General features: G+C 59.1%; 10 protein-coding genes. All 10 read left to right on the forward strand.

Annotation, left to right across the window (positions count from 1 at the left end; genetic code table 11):
• Positions 1-90: 90 nt before the first annotated feature.
• Positions 91-1,170: a LacI family DNA-binding transcriptional regulator gene (locus ACERK3_09260; protein MFA9478482.1), complete on the forward strand. Its 1,080-nt coding sequence runs from the start codon at positions 91-93 to the stop codon at positions 1,168-1,170.
• 79 nt (positions 1,171-1,249) lie between these two features.
• Positions 1,250-2,071, forward strand: a complete 822-nt coding sequence (locus ACERK3_09265; GenBank protein MFA9478483.1) for a PEP-CTERM sorting domain-containing protein — start codon at positions 1,250-1,252, stop codon at positions 2,069-2,071.
• Positions 2,072-2,200: 129 nt separating this feature from the next.
• The gene (locus tag ACERK3_09270) at positions 2,201-2,929 is read left to right on the forward strand and encodes a type II secretion system protein (protein ID MFA9478484.1); all 729 of its coding nucleotides are present in this window, start codon (positions 2,201-2,203) and stop codon (positions 2,927-2,929) included.
• 93 nt (positions 2,930-3,022) lie between these two features.
• On the forward strand, positions 3,023-6,013 hold the full coding sequence (locus tag ACERK3_09275) for a sugar-binding protein (protein MFA9478485.1): 2,991 nt from the start codon (positions 3,023-3,025) through the stop codon (positions 6,011-6,013).
• A 44-nt stretch (positions 6,014-6,057) separates the two neighbouring features.
• Entirely contained in the window at positions 6,058-8,184 is a 2,127-nt protein-coding gene (locus ACERK3_09280; GenBank protein MFA9478486.1) for a hypothetical protein, read from the forward strand.
• Positions 8,185-8,205: 21 nt separating this feature from the next.
• Positions 8,206-9,006, forward strand: coding sequence for a hypothetical protein (locus ACERK3_09285; GenBank protein MFA9478487.1), 801 nt, complete (start codon positions 8,206-8,208; stop codon positions 9,004-9,006).
• 204 nt (positions 9,007-9,210) lie between these two features.
• Positions 9,211-9,996, forward strand: coding sequence for an SDR family NAD(P)-dependent oxidoreductase (locus ACERK3_09290; GenBank protein ID MFA9478488.1), 786 nt, complete (start codon positions 9,211-9,213; stop codon positions 9,994-9,996).
• Between the two features lie 26 nt (positions 9,997-10,022).
• Positions 10,023-11,198, forward strand: coding sequence for a mandelate racemase/muconate lactonizing enzyme family protein (locus ACERK3_09295; GenBank protein MFA9478489.1), 1,176 nt, complete (start codon positions 10,023-10,025; stop codon positions 11,196-11,198).
• A gap of 1,014 nt (positions 11,199-12,212) precedes the next feature.
• Positions 12,213-13,460, forward strand: a complete 1,248-nt coding sequence (locus ACERK3_09300; protein MFA9478490.1) for an ROK family protein — start codon at positions 12,213-12,215, stop codon at positions 13,458-13,460.
• On the forward strand, positions 13,457-14,467 hold the full coding sequence (locus ACERK3_09305; protein ID MFA9478491.1) for a PEP-CTERM sorting domain-containing protein: 1,011 nt from the start codon (positions 13,457-13,459) through the stop codon (positions 14,465-14,467). Before ACERK3_09300 ends, ACERK3_09305 begins: the two co-directional genes overlap by 4 nt.
• Positions 14,468-14,537 lie beyond the last annotated feature (70 nt).

Below are 14,537 nucleotides of genomic sequence, written 5' to 3' on the forward strand. Positions count from 1 at the left end.
TGGCCGCGAAAAAAAGCTTGCATGGCTGTAAGAATCAGGTATACTTCGGTAAACGGTAAACGGTAAATACCTCTTCGAGACCGAGCGCTCATGGCCGTAACAGTGACTGAAATTGCGAGAAAGGCTGGCGTCTCCAAAGGACTGGTCTCACGCGTGTTGCGGGACGATCAGTCATTGCGGATCACCGAATCCCGCCGCCAGCAGGTGCTTGCCGTCGCTAAAGGGTTGGGTGGTATCAAGCGAAATTCGTCCGGCCGCGTGATTGGCAAGCGACTGGCACGAAACATTGTGGTGCCCATCAACAAGACCAGCGTGATGCAGGAGTTGCTCGCCCACTGGGAAAACCAGGGCTTTAAAACCCTTAAATCCGTCCTGGGCGAACATGGCTTTCGCCTGAGCATTGACTTATATGAATCGGATTCTCCTGCGGCCCTGCAGGAGGAGTATCAGATTCTCAAGGGAACGTGCGATGGTCTGGTGTTGTTGGGCGGCATCGTCACGAAGCAGGTCGCGAACTTTGTCCTTGAGAACAAGATTCCTCACGTCAGCATTGATTCGGTCGGCCGGGTGCTTGGCGTCAACACGGTGCTCGAAGATGCGGTCGCCGGCTACTATCAGGCGGTGTCGCACTTGAGCGAACTGGGGCACACCCGCATCGGCTTCCTCGGGCGAACCGAGCAGGGTCATTACCCATCGTTTGCGGCGGCGATGGCGCATCACGGCCTGGATATCAACCCGGCCTGGCGCTGCCGAAGCCCGAGGACGTCCCAACCGATTCCCGACAAAGAAACCGGCTGGCGCGATGCCGCCCGCGAAGCGTTCGGTCAATGGCTCGACGACCACGGGCCTCAGGTTACCGCCATATGCTGCCACAACGACTACGGAGCGCTGGGCGCGTGCGATGCCATGGTCGAGCGAAATCTGGTGCCCGGCAAGGATCTCTCCATCGTAGGCTTCGGCGACTTCGAACGACCTGGTGCACCCCAAACGCAGGACTTTGAACTGACCACCATACATACGTCCCTGGCGGACCTCGGACGTTCCACCGCCGATTCGCTCATCAGTCAGATTCTCTACAAGAAAACTCAGGTCGTTCATCAGTTGATCCCCACTGAACTGATGATCCGCCATACCACGGGGGCGTGCCTGCGTCCTGATGCAAACGGTTAACTCTGGCCTGTTAGGCCGGCTCTGCTTGCTTGTTGTGTTTCATAAATCCTTATTACTCATTTCGTGCAGGAGAATTGTGATGAAAGTCAAGAATTTGATGTTGGGTTTGGGTGTTTCCAGTCTGCTTGTTTTGTCGGGCACTGCGGGAGCAGCCACGATGGTGGATGACTTCAGCAGTTACACCGACGGCAATCTCACCGGTCAAGGGGCGGCTGGCGGCGGATGGGCCGGCGCGTGGTACAAGTCCGGTTCGGCTGCGATCTCGACCACGGTCAACGCGACCGACGGCAACACCGGCGGCGGGCCGACCGGCGGAAGCACTGCCAACATCATTGAAAACACCCGTAACTTCGCCACCCCCCTGGCGGTCACCGACGGGGCCCCGACGATCTGGTTGTCCTTCGATATCCGTGTGAACTTCACCGGCGATTCACTGGGTAACTCGTCGAATACCGTCGAGCTGCTCGGAGCCGGCGCCTACGGTCGACTCAATGACCCCAGCGGCAACACCGAGTGGTCCGCCTACGTGCTGCCTTCCAGTCCGTTCTATGAATTCTCAGGCGTGGACATGCCCGACAACGTCTGGTCGACCGTGGTCGTCAAACTCACCCCGACCGGAAACGGTATCGCAGACTACAGCATGTGGGTCGATCCGAATCTGGCACTTACGGAAGACGACGTGCTCCAGGTTGCGCCCCTGCTGGACGGAACCATGAGCTTGGGCAACACGTCGATTGCCAGCCTGCAAATTCGCAGTGCGTTTTACGACAGCGGCAGTGCTGTGTCTTACGATAACCTTCGCGTCAGCACGGAATCCAGCCCGTTCATCCCCGAGCCGGCGAGCCTTATGTTGGTCGGCCTGGGTCTGCTGGGCGTGATGAGCCGTCGGTGTCGCGCGTAAACCCCTGCGAGAAGTCGGGTCAGGCCGATGCTTGTGATCGGCCCGACTTCTTTCATCATTAATTCGCCTCGTTCATTGCGCACTCACGTCTGACGTCCCTCGTTGTTCCATGAAGTGAGATTTGTAACTATGCAAACCAGTCATCCTCCTCATCGCGCGGGCTTTACCCTGATCGAACTGCTCGTGGTAATCAGCATCATTGCTCTACTGGTCGCCATTCTGTTGCCCGCACTCTCTGCAGCACGTGAATCTGCGCGGATGACCCAGTGTCGCACCAATCAGCGAAGTGTCGCGCAAGCCAACTTCATGTACGTCGGAGATTATCGAGGCTGGATGCCGCCGAATGAAACGGCCACGAACAATCCGGTTGCCGACGGTGTGCTCGACTGGCGTAACAAACTGGCGTACTACTTTGATGGCGTGGTGCGCGAGCCGGTCTCTCCGCCAGCCGAGGCGTTCAAGTGTCCGACCAAGGAATACTCGGACGCTTCAGCCGGCGTTGGCGCATACCCGGAATGGCCCGACGGTTATCGAGCTGGCACCGCAATCAATTTTTTCCTCTATCGGTTCAATAATCCCGCCCGATACGATGATGTGCTCTCGCCGTCCTCAACCTTCATGACGATGGATTCGCCGGATCATCTCATTCTGACCTTTTTCCCCACGGTACCGCCATTGGACACTTACGTCGGCTTTCACCATGGCGGCGCCGGCCAGACCCGAAGCTTTGGCGCATACACGATCAGATACGGTGGTTCCGCCATCGCCGGCTACCTCGACGGACACGCGGCGACGTTGCAAGCTGAAGACACCGGATCCACCTTCAGCGATCCATTCTGGTCCGATCCATTCGAGTAAATACACAGCGATAGCAGCTTGCAAAAAAGAAAATTTGATCGCCCATGCCTCATGGGTGGACGCTTTAACTACCACAGGATTGACATGATCAACATGATACAAAAGCAAGTGGCGGGCCTGGTCATGGTGATACTTTCGCTGAGTCTGCCGGTTTCGGCTCTCGCACAACACGCCGCAGCCGTGGCGTCCGTCCCCTTGGTCGAACGGGGGCCCACGATGGATGGCGGCACCGACGACGCGGTGTGGCGTACCATCTCGGAACAACATTCGCTGACAAACGCCGACGGTACACGGACGATCGACGCCGCCACGCGTTTTCGCGTCTGCACTGATGGTCAATGGCTCTACTTTCTTGTCGAAGCGGCACACCCCCGCCCCACAGAGCTTGACCGCACCAACCTCGGCCGCGATCGGATCACATGGGACGAAACGGTTGAAATTTTCATTGCTCCAGATCCGCAGGCACCGCGTTACTACCACTTCGCCCTCGCCCCTGGCGGGTCCAATTATGATGCGATCGAACAGGCCCCGGGCACTGACTGGGACTCGTCGTGGAAACATCATTCAACGATCACTGAAGATGGCTGGGTCGCTGCAATCGCGATTCCACTCAGGGAACTTGGGCTGGTGGAGGGCGTGAAGATCGGGGATCGTCTTGCGGTTAACGTTTGCCGCACCACCGAAGCCGCGAGCCGACACCAGAACTGGTCCCCCACTGGCGGAGTCTTCCATCAGAGGCAGGCCATGGGCGAATTCATCATCGGCTCCTATCAGGACGCGGCCATGGCAAATGCCCGTCAGTTGCGTGAGCAGATCAACACTGCCGCTGCCTCCGAGCGGATACAAAAAGACACCTCCGCCCAATCCGCATTGCGGGAACTGACCCGCACCTCCAATGAACTGCAAGCTGAAGCGGCACGCATACGCTCGGCCGAGCAATGGCGGGGGATGGAAAAACGCAGAAGCGATCTGCTGAATGAACTGCGAGCCGTGCTGTCGGGCAATAACCCCATGTTCATCTGGCAAGTCAATCCTTGGGATTTGCCGGCCATGGACGATTTGCCCGGCGCAGAAGTCGAACAAAACACCCATCTCACCGGCGAAGCCTTTCAGAAGGAACACCTGACACTGGCGTTCGGTGTGGCGAACCTGTCCAACGCGCCTGTACGGTTTCGCATCCTGCCCAGCGAATGGGCTCGGCTGGGGTCGACCGATCGCGCAGCAGCCGCGGATCATCTCACGGTTCGACGTGTGACCGAAGTGGCCATCAGCGGTGGCTCGATCCTCCGTGACGCGCTGCCTCAGCTTCGGATCGAAGATGAGGTGACGCTGCTGCCCGGAAGCCACGCGGTCATCTGGCTGACCGTGAACACCCGCGACATGACTGCGGGCGTGTGGCGGTCCAATCTGACCCTGGTGCCGTTGCTGGCTCCCGATATGCGGAAGGACGTTGCGCTACAAACGACAATCTACCCTGCAGCGTTGCCCGACGGGCCGCGTCCTTACTCAGCCAACTGGGCGTACTATGAAAATCCGCCCAGCAGCGTGAACCGCGAAGCGGCCTATCAAGACCAGCGTGAACACCATACCAACATCCACTACCTGCCCGGCTACGCCGCCTCCGGCCTCGGCAGCCTGTCATATGACGACCAGGGCAAGCCTCGCGATGATCCTGATTTTTCCATCCTTGATGAATGGATCGATCGATTCGGCGACCGCGGCCAGTTTTACATCTTCCGGATGGACTATCCACGGCTCCCTGCCGAAATGGGAGGCAAGGACAATCTGGACGACCCGCAGGCTCGCGAGAATTTTCGTTGGTGGGTCACCAAAGTGCGTGAACATTTTGAAAGCCGGGGTATGAGTGTGCGTGACTTTGCATGGTACGCTGCGGACGAGCCGGACCTCGAAGGAGCGCATCAGGTTCGCAAGTTTGGCACGCTCATGCAGTCGGCCGACCCGCAACAGCAGATCTATGTCACCGTGTATCAAGCCCAGCGCGTGGAATGGCTGGAGATCATGGCCCCTTACGTCAATGTCTGGACAATGAAGTTCAACATTTCCAAGGAGCAACGGGACTTCCTGCTCGCTCAGGATGCACGCTATTTCAGTTACAACGTCCTGCCCAACACCTCAAGCCCATACTTTTCCTACCGCCGCGAGGCGATGCTGGCGAAGGTGTACGACAGTGAAGGGATCGGATTCTGGAGTTACGAAGATACCGGCATTCCGCGTGACGGATCGACGAGCTGGATTCCCAAGAGCGCAACAAGTTATGCGGTGATCTACGAAGGGCAGGACGGCGTGGTGCCAAGTGTTCGCTGGGAAGCGTGGCGGCAGGGCATTCAGGACTTCCGTTATGTTGAATGGCTTGAAACACTGGTGGAGGCATCGTCCGACGCGACCCTTGCTTCGCAGGGACGTACACTTGCCGCGCAGACGCCGCAGCACATCCTCGACAGTCGCGACCGCACCACTGCCGACCGGAGCATGGCCGAGCTGCGCCGCATCATCACCCAACTACTTGTTGCCGACGGCAGCGTCGAACAGGAACAGGTCGATCGCCTCGTCCGCGCCTCCCCCCTCTGTCTTACTGGCAACGACACGCTGCAACTTTATGAAAACCTCGACAACGTCAGTCGCTATCGCTACAGCGTTGCCCCGTCAGACGACCCCGACCAGACGCGGCTGACCGATGGCAACATGCAGTATCCCAGCGGGTGGGTTCTTTTCAATGGAGCGCCTGAAACGTGGGCGGTAACGTTTGATCTTCAGCGGCCTTGGCAGTTGAGCCACTTGGATTTCTTGGCCGACGTAAACCCGTTTGTACCCAATGTTCGCCACTTTACGGTCTATCTCAGCGAGACGGGCCGCGAGGATGATTGGGTGAAAATCGATGAAGTCACGCTTCGGCATGAGCCTGGCACCGATGTTCTCCGTGCCGACGCCGGCCGCATGCGTAAAGACCATTTCATCGGCATGGAACTCGACGCCATGCGGGCACGCTACCTGCGGCTGGAAATGAAAACGCCGGGCTACGCGCGGCTGGGCGAAGTGCGAATTTATGGCTGGGCGGAAGAATAATCCGCTTCAGCCCGTGAGTAAATGCGTTGCGTTCCAGCTTTAACATGATGGCAACCCCGCACCATAAGAACCCGTACCACCCCATGATTCTGGCCAATGGGTCGGATGCGGTGCTGCTGAACTACACCGGCAGCATGGCGTCCGGATTGACCGGCCACGCGCATCTTGAACAGCATCAGGGAACCCTCTGCGGCTGGTACAAGCCCGCCCATGCCGGCTGCGTGACACCTCGCTATGTGCCACTACTTGTTGAGAGTGGCTACCAGATCATGCTCAACGGCGAAGTGTGTGATATCAGCGATTACGAACAGCAGTTTTTCCCCCAGCAGGCATTGCTGAAAACCCGGGCGACTGCACGCGGCGCCGTGGTGGAAATCGTCGCGTTTCTTACGCATGAGCATACGCTGGTCGAGCGTTACAAGATCATCAGCCTGCCGTCGGGCACGCGTGCTCAGTTGGCATTTTATGTTCGCAGCACTGCCGGGCACATGGGCGGATTGGTCGGCGTCCACCACACGCAACTCGAATATCATTCATCCACCCCAGACCAACTGGCTTTTGACTATCACGTCGATACGGTTCGCGGCGCAGGCGTGATGCAGGTCGATCGGCCGGCCGATGAGAACTACGACGCCTTTCCCGGCCTGCAATACAATCAGGTGAAAGTCGGTTTTACAGCCACCAAATACCTCACCCTTTTCGATACCAGCGACACCCGCAGTTACCGCAAGCAACTCAACGCTCAACGGGAATGTTGCCGGACGCTGCCCTATGCTCGCATCAAAAGGGCGCATCAAACCAACTGGCGAACCTACGCCGCCAAGAATTCATTGACTGTCCCCGATGCAACCGCGCAGTACCTCTATGACTACAGTATGTACTACCTTCGGGCGAATCAGTACGCCGCCACCGGTGCAATCTCCTGTGGTCCGCTTCCTCACCTATGGGCAGGTGGGGTGCATTGTCCATATGATGCGGCATTCGCTCAGCAAGCATTATTGCGTAATAACCGTCTTGAAGAAGGTCGGGCCCATGTCGCCTTTCATCGGCAGGGGCATGCGGCCGCAAGAAAGCTTGCACGATCCGCAGGAATCTCCGGTGCGATTTACTCCGGCTGGTCCGATTGTCGCGGCCAACATCTCGGTGTAGGGCATGGCCGCAACTGGCAGGACTATCTTTTGAAATACAAGCCGCTCATGCCGGCTTACCTCGTACTGGATGCCTATTGGCAGTGGGTGTTTGATCCGCAGGATGCCGATCATCGCCGCAACCTGCCGTACATGCGGGACATTCTTGCACTGGCAATCGAACGGTTCATCATTGAGCATGACGATCACGCCACCATGCGACCGTGCGCTCCCGGTAACGAATCAGAAATCGTTGTTGAAAACGACACGCTCAACGGCTTGGCCTACGCCCGTGCACTCGAAGGCTACGCGCAAATGTGTCAGGCGCTCGGCGACACATCCGCAGAACAACATGGTCGCCTCGCAGGCAAGCTTTTCAAGGGCATCGCGAAAAATACGGAGCAAGGCGTACTTCTGCCTTACCCGGACGCTCCCTACCTCACCGGATTGCAACTGGACTTCTACCTGCTGGGCCTGCCGGCCAAGGGAAGCCGCAAGAGTGTGCAGGCGGGACTCCGCGCGATGCGAACGTCGTGGGGGCTGGATTCGGATCAACCGTCGGAAGCCTACCGCGACTGGCCCTGGTTGAACTGCCGGGCGGGAATTGCGCTGGCTCATCTCAAGCAACCACGCCAGGCGTTCGAGTGGCTTCTACATGCCGGTAGCAAAGCTTCAAGTCTCGGCGCACTGCCAGAGAAGATCCGAATGGACGGCTACGCCATCGGCTACGGCTACGTCTCGCCACATGCGCTTTACGCTTGGATGATGTCCCACGCTTTCGCACACGACGGCCCTGACGATGAATTGGCGATCCTCTGGGGATTCGATGGCCGCTGGCGCGATATGAGCGTTGAAAACGTTCGCCTCGCGGCGGGGCTACTAATCAGTCTCAGTGTCGTCGCGGGTAAGGTCACTCGGGTCGAGATTGTGAACCGGTCCGCCCAACCCCTGCAACGCACTCTCAACCTGAACCCCGCCTACACAGGGATCAAGAACCGCGCGGTCACCATCCCGTCCCGCGACTCGATAATCGTTGAAAGTTGAAGCCTTATGTGGACACGGCGCATGAGCCTGTCAGAATACCGCACGTTTCTTCGTGACATGATGACGCTGCAATTGCGTTACGCCTGTTGCGTGATGCAACGCGAAAACATCTCACTGACCGAAGCTCTCTGCGATCATACAGAGCTTTACTCCTACTGCGACTTCTACAACCCATCTCTAGCGCCGATGGCTGATGAATGCTTTGTGCGCCTCGCCCATGAGTTGGATCAGCTTCGGCAGGAATCAGATGAAGCGACGTTCGCCGCGCATGCCTGGCGACAGATGGTCCCGCATCTTGAGCCACGTATCGAAAAGGATCTGGCAGCAGCTCAGACAGTGATCGCACAATCGTTTCATGGCTTTACCTATGAGTTGGTTCCGGAATACTTCGGGGCAGATAAACCACTGTATCTGACTCTGCACTTTCGCAATGACTTTGGTCCCGACTCGCCGTTTAATCATCGGCCGACGTTGATACGTGGGCTGATGAATCTACTGCAGGAGGTGCAGGCGAATCATCCCACGATTGATCAGGTGCAATGTGCGACGTGGATGAATCACTTGCATGCTTTCACCAGCCTCTTCCCCGCCGAGTGGACCGCACGCTCCAATGACTGCCCTTATGAACCCAATGCGGGCTGGTGGGGCCAGTTCATTGACCGCAGGGGACAGGTTCACCCACGCCGAGCGGCCATACTATTAAGTCGAGGAACGTTTCCATACACCAATCGGCATTGCCGATGTTCGCTGAACGCCTGGCGGGAGCACCTGGCGAACCTAGCGGTTTCATCGCCTGTCTCGAAGGTAAATGATGTTGAATAAACGGTGCATTGGATTGGTCGCGGTGATCACCTCCCCGCGTGCCGACGCAATGCCGGTGGCACAGCCTCGGCCTCAGACGGGCTGCCTGCCCGGCAGAGCCACCGTTCGCGACCATGGAATACAGGATGGCGATCATGACGCGTCGCTTCAACAAGGGCTGCAAACGTTGACATGGGACCTCGATGTACTGGAGGCGAACACGCCATGAGCGCCCCGATCTCACCAAACGACAAACGGACGCCGGGAACTCGGGTGCTGGTCTGCGGTGCATCGTCCGGCATCGGCAAGGCGACGGCGCACCGGTTTGCTGGGGAAGGTTGGCGCGTGTGCCTCCTCGCACGTAGACAGGCGCAACTCGAGCAACTGCGGGCGCAACTTCCGGGTGATGGGCACCTGGTGATCGCGGGGGACTACAGCGCACCGGCCACGGCAGCAGAGATCACACGCACCATCCGGCACGCGTGGGACGGGCTCGACGCGGTGGTCAACAGTGCCGGCGTCGTCGGACCGGCGCAGGCGGTGGACAGTGACATCGCTCAGTGGAGAAAGCCGTTCGACATCATGGTGAACGGCGCCACTTACCTGACGCGAGCCGTGGTGCCGTTGATGGCGGAAGGCGGACGGCTGGTGCATGTCACCTCGATCCACAGTCAACGGGCCGAGCGGCTGGCCAGCGCCTACGGCATGGCCAAGGCGGCGATTGAGCAGTATTGCCGCTCGCTGGCGCTCGAGCTGGCCGATAAGAGGATTCTCGTCAATGCGATTGCTCCCGGGTTTGTGCGTACCCCAATGAGCACGGTGGACGGAGTGAATGAACTGGAGACGGAATGGTTTCACGCTAACTACGTTCAAGGCGATCATCTGCCCCTGCGTCGTGCGGCCGAGCCGAAGGAGATCGCGGGGGTGGCTTACTTTTTGTGCGGGCCAGACGCGACATACATCACCGGCCAGGTGCTGGTGGTCGACGGGGGGTTGACGATTACGTTCTGACCACGGGGGATGAAAGATGAACCTTTATGAAGATTGAAGCGGTTGATTTATTTTACCTGGCGATGCCGACGATTCGTAACGTTGGCGATGGCAGTCAAGATGCCTTGCTGGTGCGGGTTGCAGCCGGGCCCTGGGTCGGGTGGGGGGAATGCGAGACATCGCCGCTGGTGTCGATTGCCAATTGGGTCTGCCCGATGTCGCATTCAGCGTGTCGACCTGTGCGTGACGCAGTGCTGGGCCAATCGCTTGAGACGCCGGCCGATATCGCCCGCATCAATCAGCATGTTCGCGACCTTGGTCTGGACATCGCCCAAACGGATCACACGCTTTCAGGCATCGACATTGCGCTGTGGGATTTGCTGGGCAAACAACGGGGCGAGCCAGTCTACCGTCTGCTCGGCGACAAACAGGCGTATCCCAAGACGCCTTATGCTTCGCAACTGTTCGGCGACGATGCCGGGCAGACCCTGGCCAAAGCCCGGGCAATGCGGGAGGAGGGGTATGCGGCGGTGAAGTTTGGATGGGGGCCGTTCGGCCGGGGGAGTGTGGCGGAGGATCGCGAGCACGTGGCTGCGGCGCGTGAAGGCTTGGGGCAAGAGGTTGGGTTGATGGTCGATGCGGGCACCGTGTGGGGGGAAGATGTGGCGCAGGCGGCCGCCCGGTTGGCAATGCTCGATGCGTTTGACGTCACCTGGCTGGAAGAGCCGTTCGTCAGCGGGGCGCTGGCGTCGTATCAAGCATTGGTGCAACACGGCAGCAGGGTGCGTATGGCGGCGGGAGAAGGGGCACACAATTTTCACATGGCCCGGCACCTGATCGACCACGGCGGGATCGGCTACGTTCAGATCGACACCGGCCGCATCGGCGGCATCACCCCCGCCCGTCGGGTGGCCGAGTATGCCGACGCCCGTGGCGTGACGTTTGTCAATCACACCTTCACAACGCACTTGGCGCTCTCCGCTTCGCTTCAGCCTTATGCGGGGATGCAAGCCCACACCTTTTGTGAGTATCCCGTCGAGGCCAGTGAATTGGCGCGACGGTTGACACGAACCGCCATGACTCGCGACGCCAACGGCCAACTGCACGTTCCCGACGCGCCCGGTCTCGGCATCGAACCGGACCTGGCCGTCATTAAGGCATATCTGGTTCCTGTAGAAATTCGAGTGGGAGGAGCCACCCTTTATCGCAGCAGCGAGCCATAAGCGGTCGAGCTAAAACGATCAATCAGATTGGCTTGATGCAGACGCCAACAGTGCTGGGGCATTCCCAATTGAACCTGCGTAAGCTTACTGTATCTGAGCAACGATCATGTCCAATAAGGCGACCGGTACATCCTCGACAAGGAGTCGAATGACGGCGACCCGCTGGACGAAAATGACAATCAGCGGGGCATATTGTTTGGTGTCTACGATGTGCTGGAACGGGTCGTTGGTGTCCGCTGACTCTGGCCGGGCGAATTGGGGATGGTCCTGCGATATCCTCGCATATTTCCTGGACTGATTATTTTTGGTGACCTGATGGTTATGCGTTTTCCGCATGAATGACCTGAATTCGGGTCAGAATTCGTCTGCCGGAACGGGTCAGGACATTTCAGCTTTCGAGGTTGGGCCATCTTCCGTACAGCGCCCATCCGACGGGCCAGTGAGTGACGCAGCAGGCGCGGAATTTCGCGATGGAGGCGGAGGATCAGGGCTTCGAGATTGGGCACCTGATCCATGACTGTGACACCAAGTACACGGAGCGATTCGACCGGGTGTTCGAGTCAGACGGTGTAGACGTGAGCCGGGTTGGACCGGCTCAGCCGAACATGGCCGCACCTGGCATTGGGCAATGCGCCGCCCATGAAACTGACGGCGGCCGATCAGCAAGGTGACGTGGCTTGTCGCGAACGGCTCGGCGGATTGCTGCGCCACTATCACCGGCAGGCCGCCTGAACGAAACGTCGCATTGAACGAAGACCGACCGCAGGATCGTCAGCGCCGGGTGGTGCTGAGCGCGATGCGTGCACCTGCCCCCAATGTTCACGATGCACATCCTCACCTACGTCAATTCACCATCACGTGATCTCGCTTCAGCGAATCGTTCTATCTGGCTGCCATCCCGCTAATTTCCTGAGTCAGAACTTGTGAACAGGGAGGGAAAATCGACACAATTTAGTTTTTCCATTTGACAAATTATACTTTCGTGGTAGTTTTAATGACAGACCTGAGGGACACATGACCCAACTTGCCAACATGCTTGAGAAGGAAGCGGTGACGCTCGTGCGGGTGCTCGAGCAGATTCGCCGGGAGGGCCCAATCTCGCAAGTGGAGATTGGTCAAAAGCTTGGGCTAGGTCGTGCGATCGTCAACGTTCACACGAAAAAGCTTTTGGCCGAGCGAGTCGTGGTGCCGACGGGCGAACGCGAGGCCGGCGGCATGGGCCGACCGCGTGTTCTGCTCGATCTTGCCCGTGAAGGCAAGGCGGTGTTGGGTATTGCTCTGGATTCGCCTGTTCTGAGCGGCGCGGTCATGGATTTTTCCAATCGCATTGTCGTTCGCCACGAGCGCGACGTCAGCGAGGTCAAGTCGCACGAAGAGCTGGCGGAGCATGTCGCGCAGCTCGTCCAGCAGTTGCAGGCCGACGCCAGGGCAAAGTCATTGGAACTTTACAGTGCCTGCTTCAGCGTGCCCGGGTTGTTGGAAGACGGAACAGGGCGGATTCTCAATTATGTCAACATGCCCGCCGCCAACGGGTTGGACGCCAAGCAGGTGCTCGGCCAATTGCTCGGTGTGCCGATTTACGTCGTGCCGTTGGCGTCGGCGATCTACTGGGGCGGCCTGGAGTCGGATCAGAGCGACCAGCAGATTTTCCAGGTGATCTGGGATCTGGGTGTGGGGCTGATGCCCGGCCGAGGTTACGAGGTCGGCTTCAAGGCATACGCCCGCAAGCCTGGCCAGGTCAACAACAACATACGTGACATCGGGCATGCCGTGCTCTGGCCGGGCGGTCGCCCGTGCTACTGCGGCCGGCGCGGCTGTCTGGAAGCCTACCTCGGCGGGCATGCCATCACCGATCGCTGGAACGAACGTCATCCCGAAGAGCGGATCACGTTTTCGCAACTGCTCGATCGAGCAAGCCGAAACGAGCCTGCTTACCTGAATCAGATCGCCCGCCAGGGCCGTCGGCTGGGCGAAGCGCTCGGATGGATTTTCGCCGTGCACCAACCGGGGCAGATCAAGCTCAGCGGCCAGATTCCCGACGCCGTGCCGGTGGCCCGCGATGCGTTCTGGGACGGCGTCTGCCGACGCATCGGCGAAGACCAGCCGCAGTCTACTTTCAGCTACGTCGGCGATACGCGCAGCATCGAACTGCTGGGCAGTTGTCGGCTCGCCCTGCATGTGCGGTTCAACAAGCCGCTGCTGGACATCGTCAGCGATGACGACGCCAGCGAAAGCACCGCCTCGACCATTGTTGTGGGGTGACGGCCCCCGTTTTAAGTCGTCTGACTTCTTCGCCACACCGGCATGAAGCGTTTAGAACCCTGACAGGAGGACACCTCATGTTCCGCAATGCAATTCTGACATTCGGTCTCGCAGCATCAGTCACCGCCGCGATTGCCACATCACCGACTCTGGCCGCGCCGAGCATTACCATCGACGGCCTCGCCGGCGCCGAGCACTGGACGTGGGTCGAAGCCGAGCACGCCATCGGCGGATCGGGCGGCACGGGGTTTTTCGATAGTTCGAGTTACTCCGGGTGGTTCGGAAATCCGAACTACTATGGACAAGGTGAAAGCCCGACCAACATGTTGCTGGGGATCACACTTCCCGCAGCGATGTCAAGCAACACCAACGTGTATCTGCGCGGCGCGGTCGAGCGCGCCACGAACGTTCAGATTCGCCTCGATGGCGACACAGTCACCACCGTATCCATGAACAATACGGCTGGTGGGTCTTCAGGGCAGAGCCGCAATACCATGCGATGGTTGGTGCACAATGACGGCAGTGCAACCGGCATCAATATCGGCGCCCAAGACCAGGGCCAGTACCAACTCGATGTGCGTCGCCCCAGCGGCTACGTTGCCGGTTGGCGATTCGACGGCGTGCTGATTTACGACGGCGATGCCGTGCTGAAAGTGACGGAACCGGTCGCGGGTGTCAGCGCGAACCGCCACTGGATGGGCAATCCCTCCTCGGTGAACAGCCCGGTGATTGCCAGCGAGCCGATCACACCTGACATCAACGTCACCGGCCTCGAAGCGGGCCATGAGGTGTTGTACCTGCTCAATGGCCAAGCCTACACGCCGGGGACGGAAATCGGCGTGGGCGACCACGAGCTGATGATCTTCGTGCGTGACGGCAGCAGCGTTAACAACGATCGCATCGCCATGAGTGGCGCGAACTTCACCATCGTGCCCGAGCCTGCGTCGCTGGGCCTGCTCGGCGCGGGTGCAATCCTGATTCTGGCGCGGCGTCGGCGTTTCGCATAAGTCGTCCACAATGCCGCATCGCACCGCATTCGGGCTGGTGCGTGGTCAAACACGCACCAGCCATTCCCCG

The sequence above is a fragment of the Phycisphaerales bacterium AB-hyl4 genome (genome assembly GCA_041821185.1).
Classification (GTDB): Bacteria; Planctomycetota; Phycisphaerae; order Phycisphaerales; family Phycisphaeraceae; genus Natronomicrosphaera; species Natronomicrosphaera hydrolytica.

Bases quoted from the DNA above. Each gene is read 5' to 3' on its own strand.
- ACERK3_09260 (MFA9478482.1), top strand. From the start codon at position 91: ATGGCCGTAACAGTGACTGAAATTGCGAGAAAGGCTGGCGTCTCCAAA.
- ACERK3_09265 (MFA9478483.1), top strand. From the start codon at position 1,250: ATGAAAGTCAAGAATTTGATGTTGGGTTTGGGTGTTTCCAGTCTGCTT.
- ACERK3_09270 (MFA9478484.1), top strand. From the start codon at position 2,201: ATGCAAACCAGTCATCCTCCTCATCGCGCGGGCTTTACCCTGATCGAA.
- ACERK3_09275 (MFA9478485.1), top strand. From the start codon at position 3,023: ATGATACAAAAGCAAGTGGCGGGCCTGGTCATGGTGATACTTTCGCTG.
- ACERK3_09280 (MFA9478486.1), top strand. From the start codon at position 6,058: ATGATGGCAACCCCGCACCATAAGAACCCGTACCACCCCATGATTCTG.
- ACERK3_09285 (MFA9478487.1), top strand. From the start codon at position 8,206: ATGAGCCTGTCAGAATACCGCACGTTTCTTCGTGACATGATGACGCTG.
- ACERK3_09290 (MFA9478488.1), top strand. From the start codon at position 9,211: ATGAGCGCCCCGATCTCACCAAACGACAAACGGACGCCGGGAACTCGG.
- ACERK3_09295 (MFA9478489.1), top strand. From the start codon at position 10,023: ATGAAGATTGAAGCGGTTGATTTATTTTACCTGGCGATGCCGACGATT.
- ACERK3_09300 (MFA9478490.1), top strand. From the start codon at position 12,213: ATGACCCAACTTGCCAACATGCTTGAGAAGGAAGCGGTGACGCTCGTG.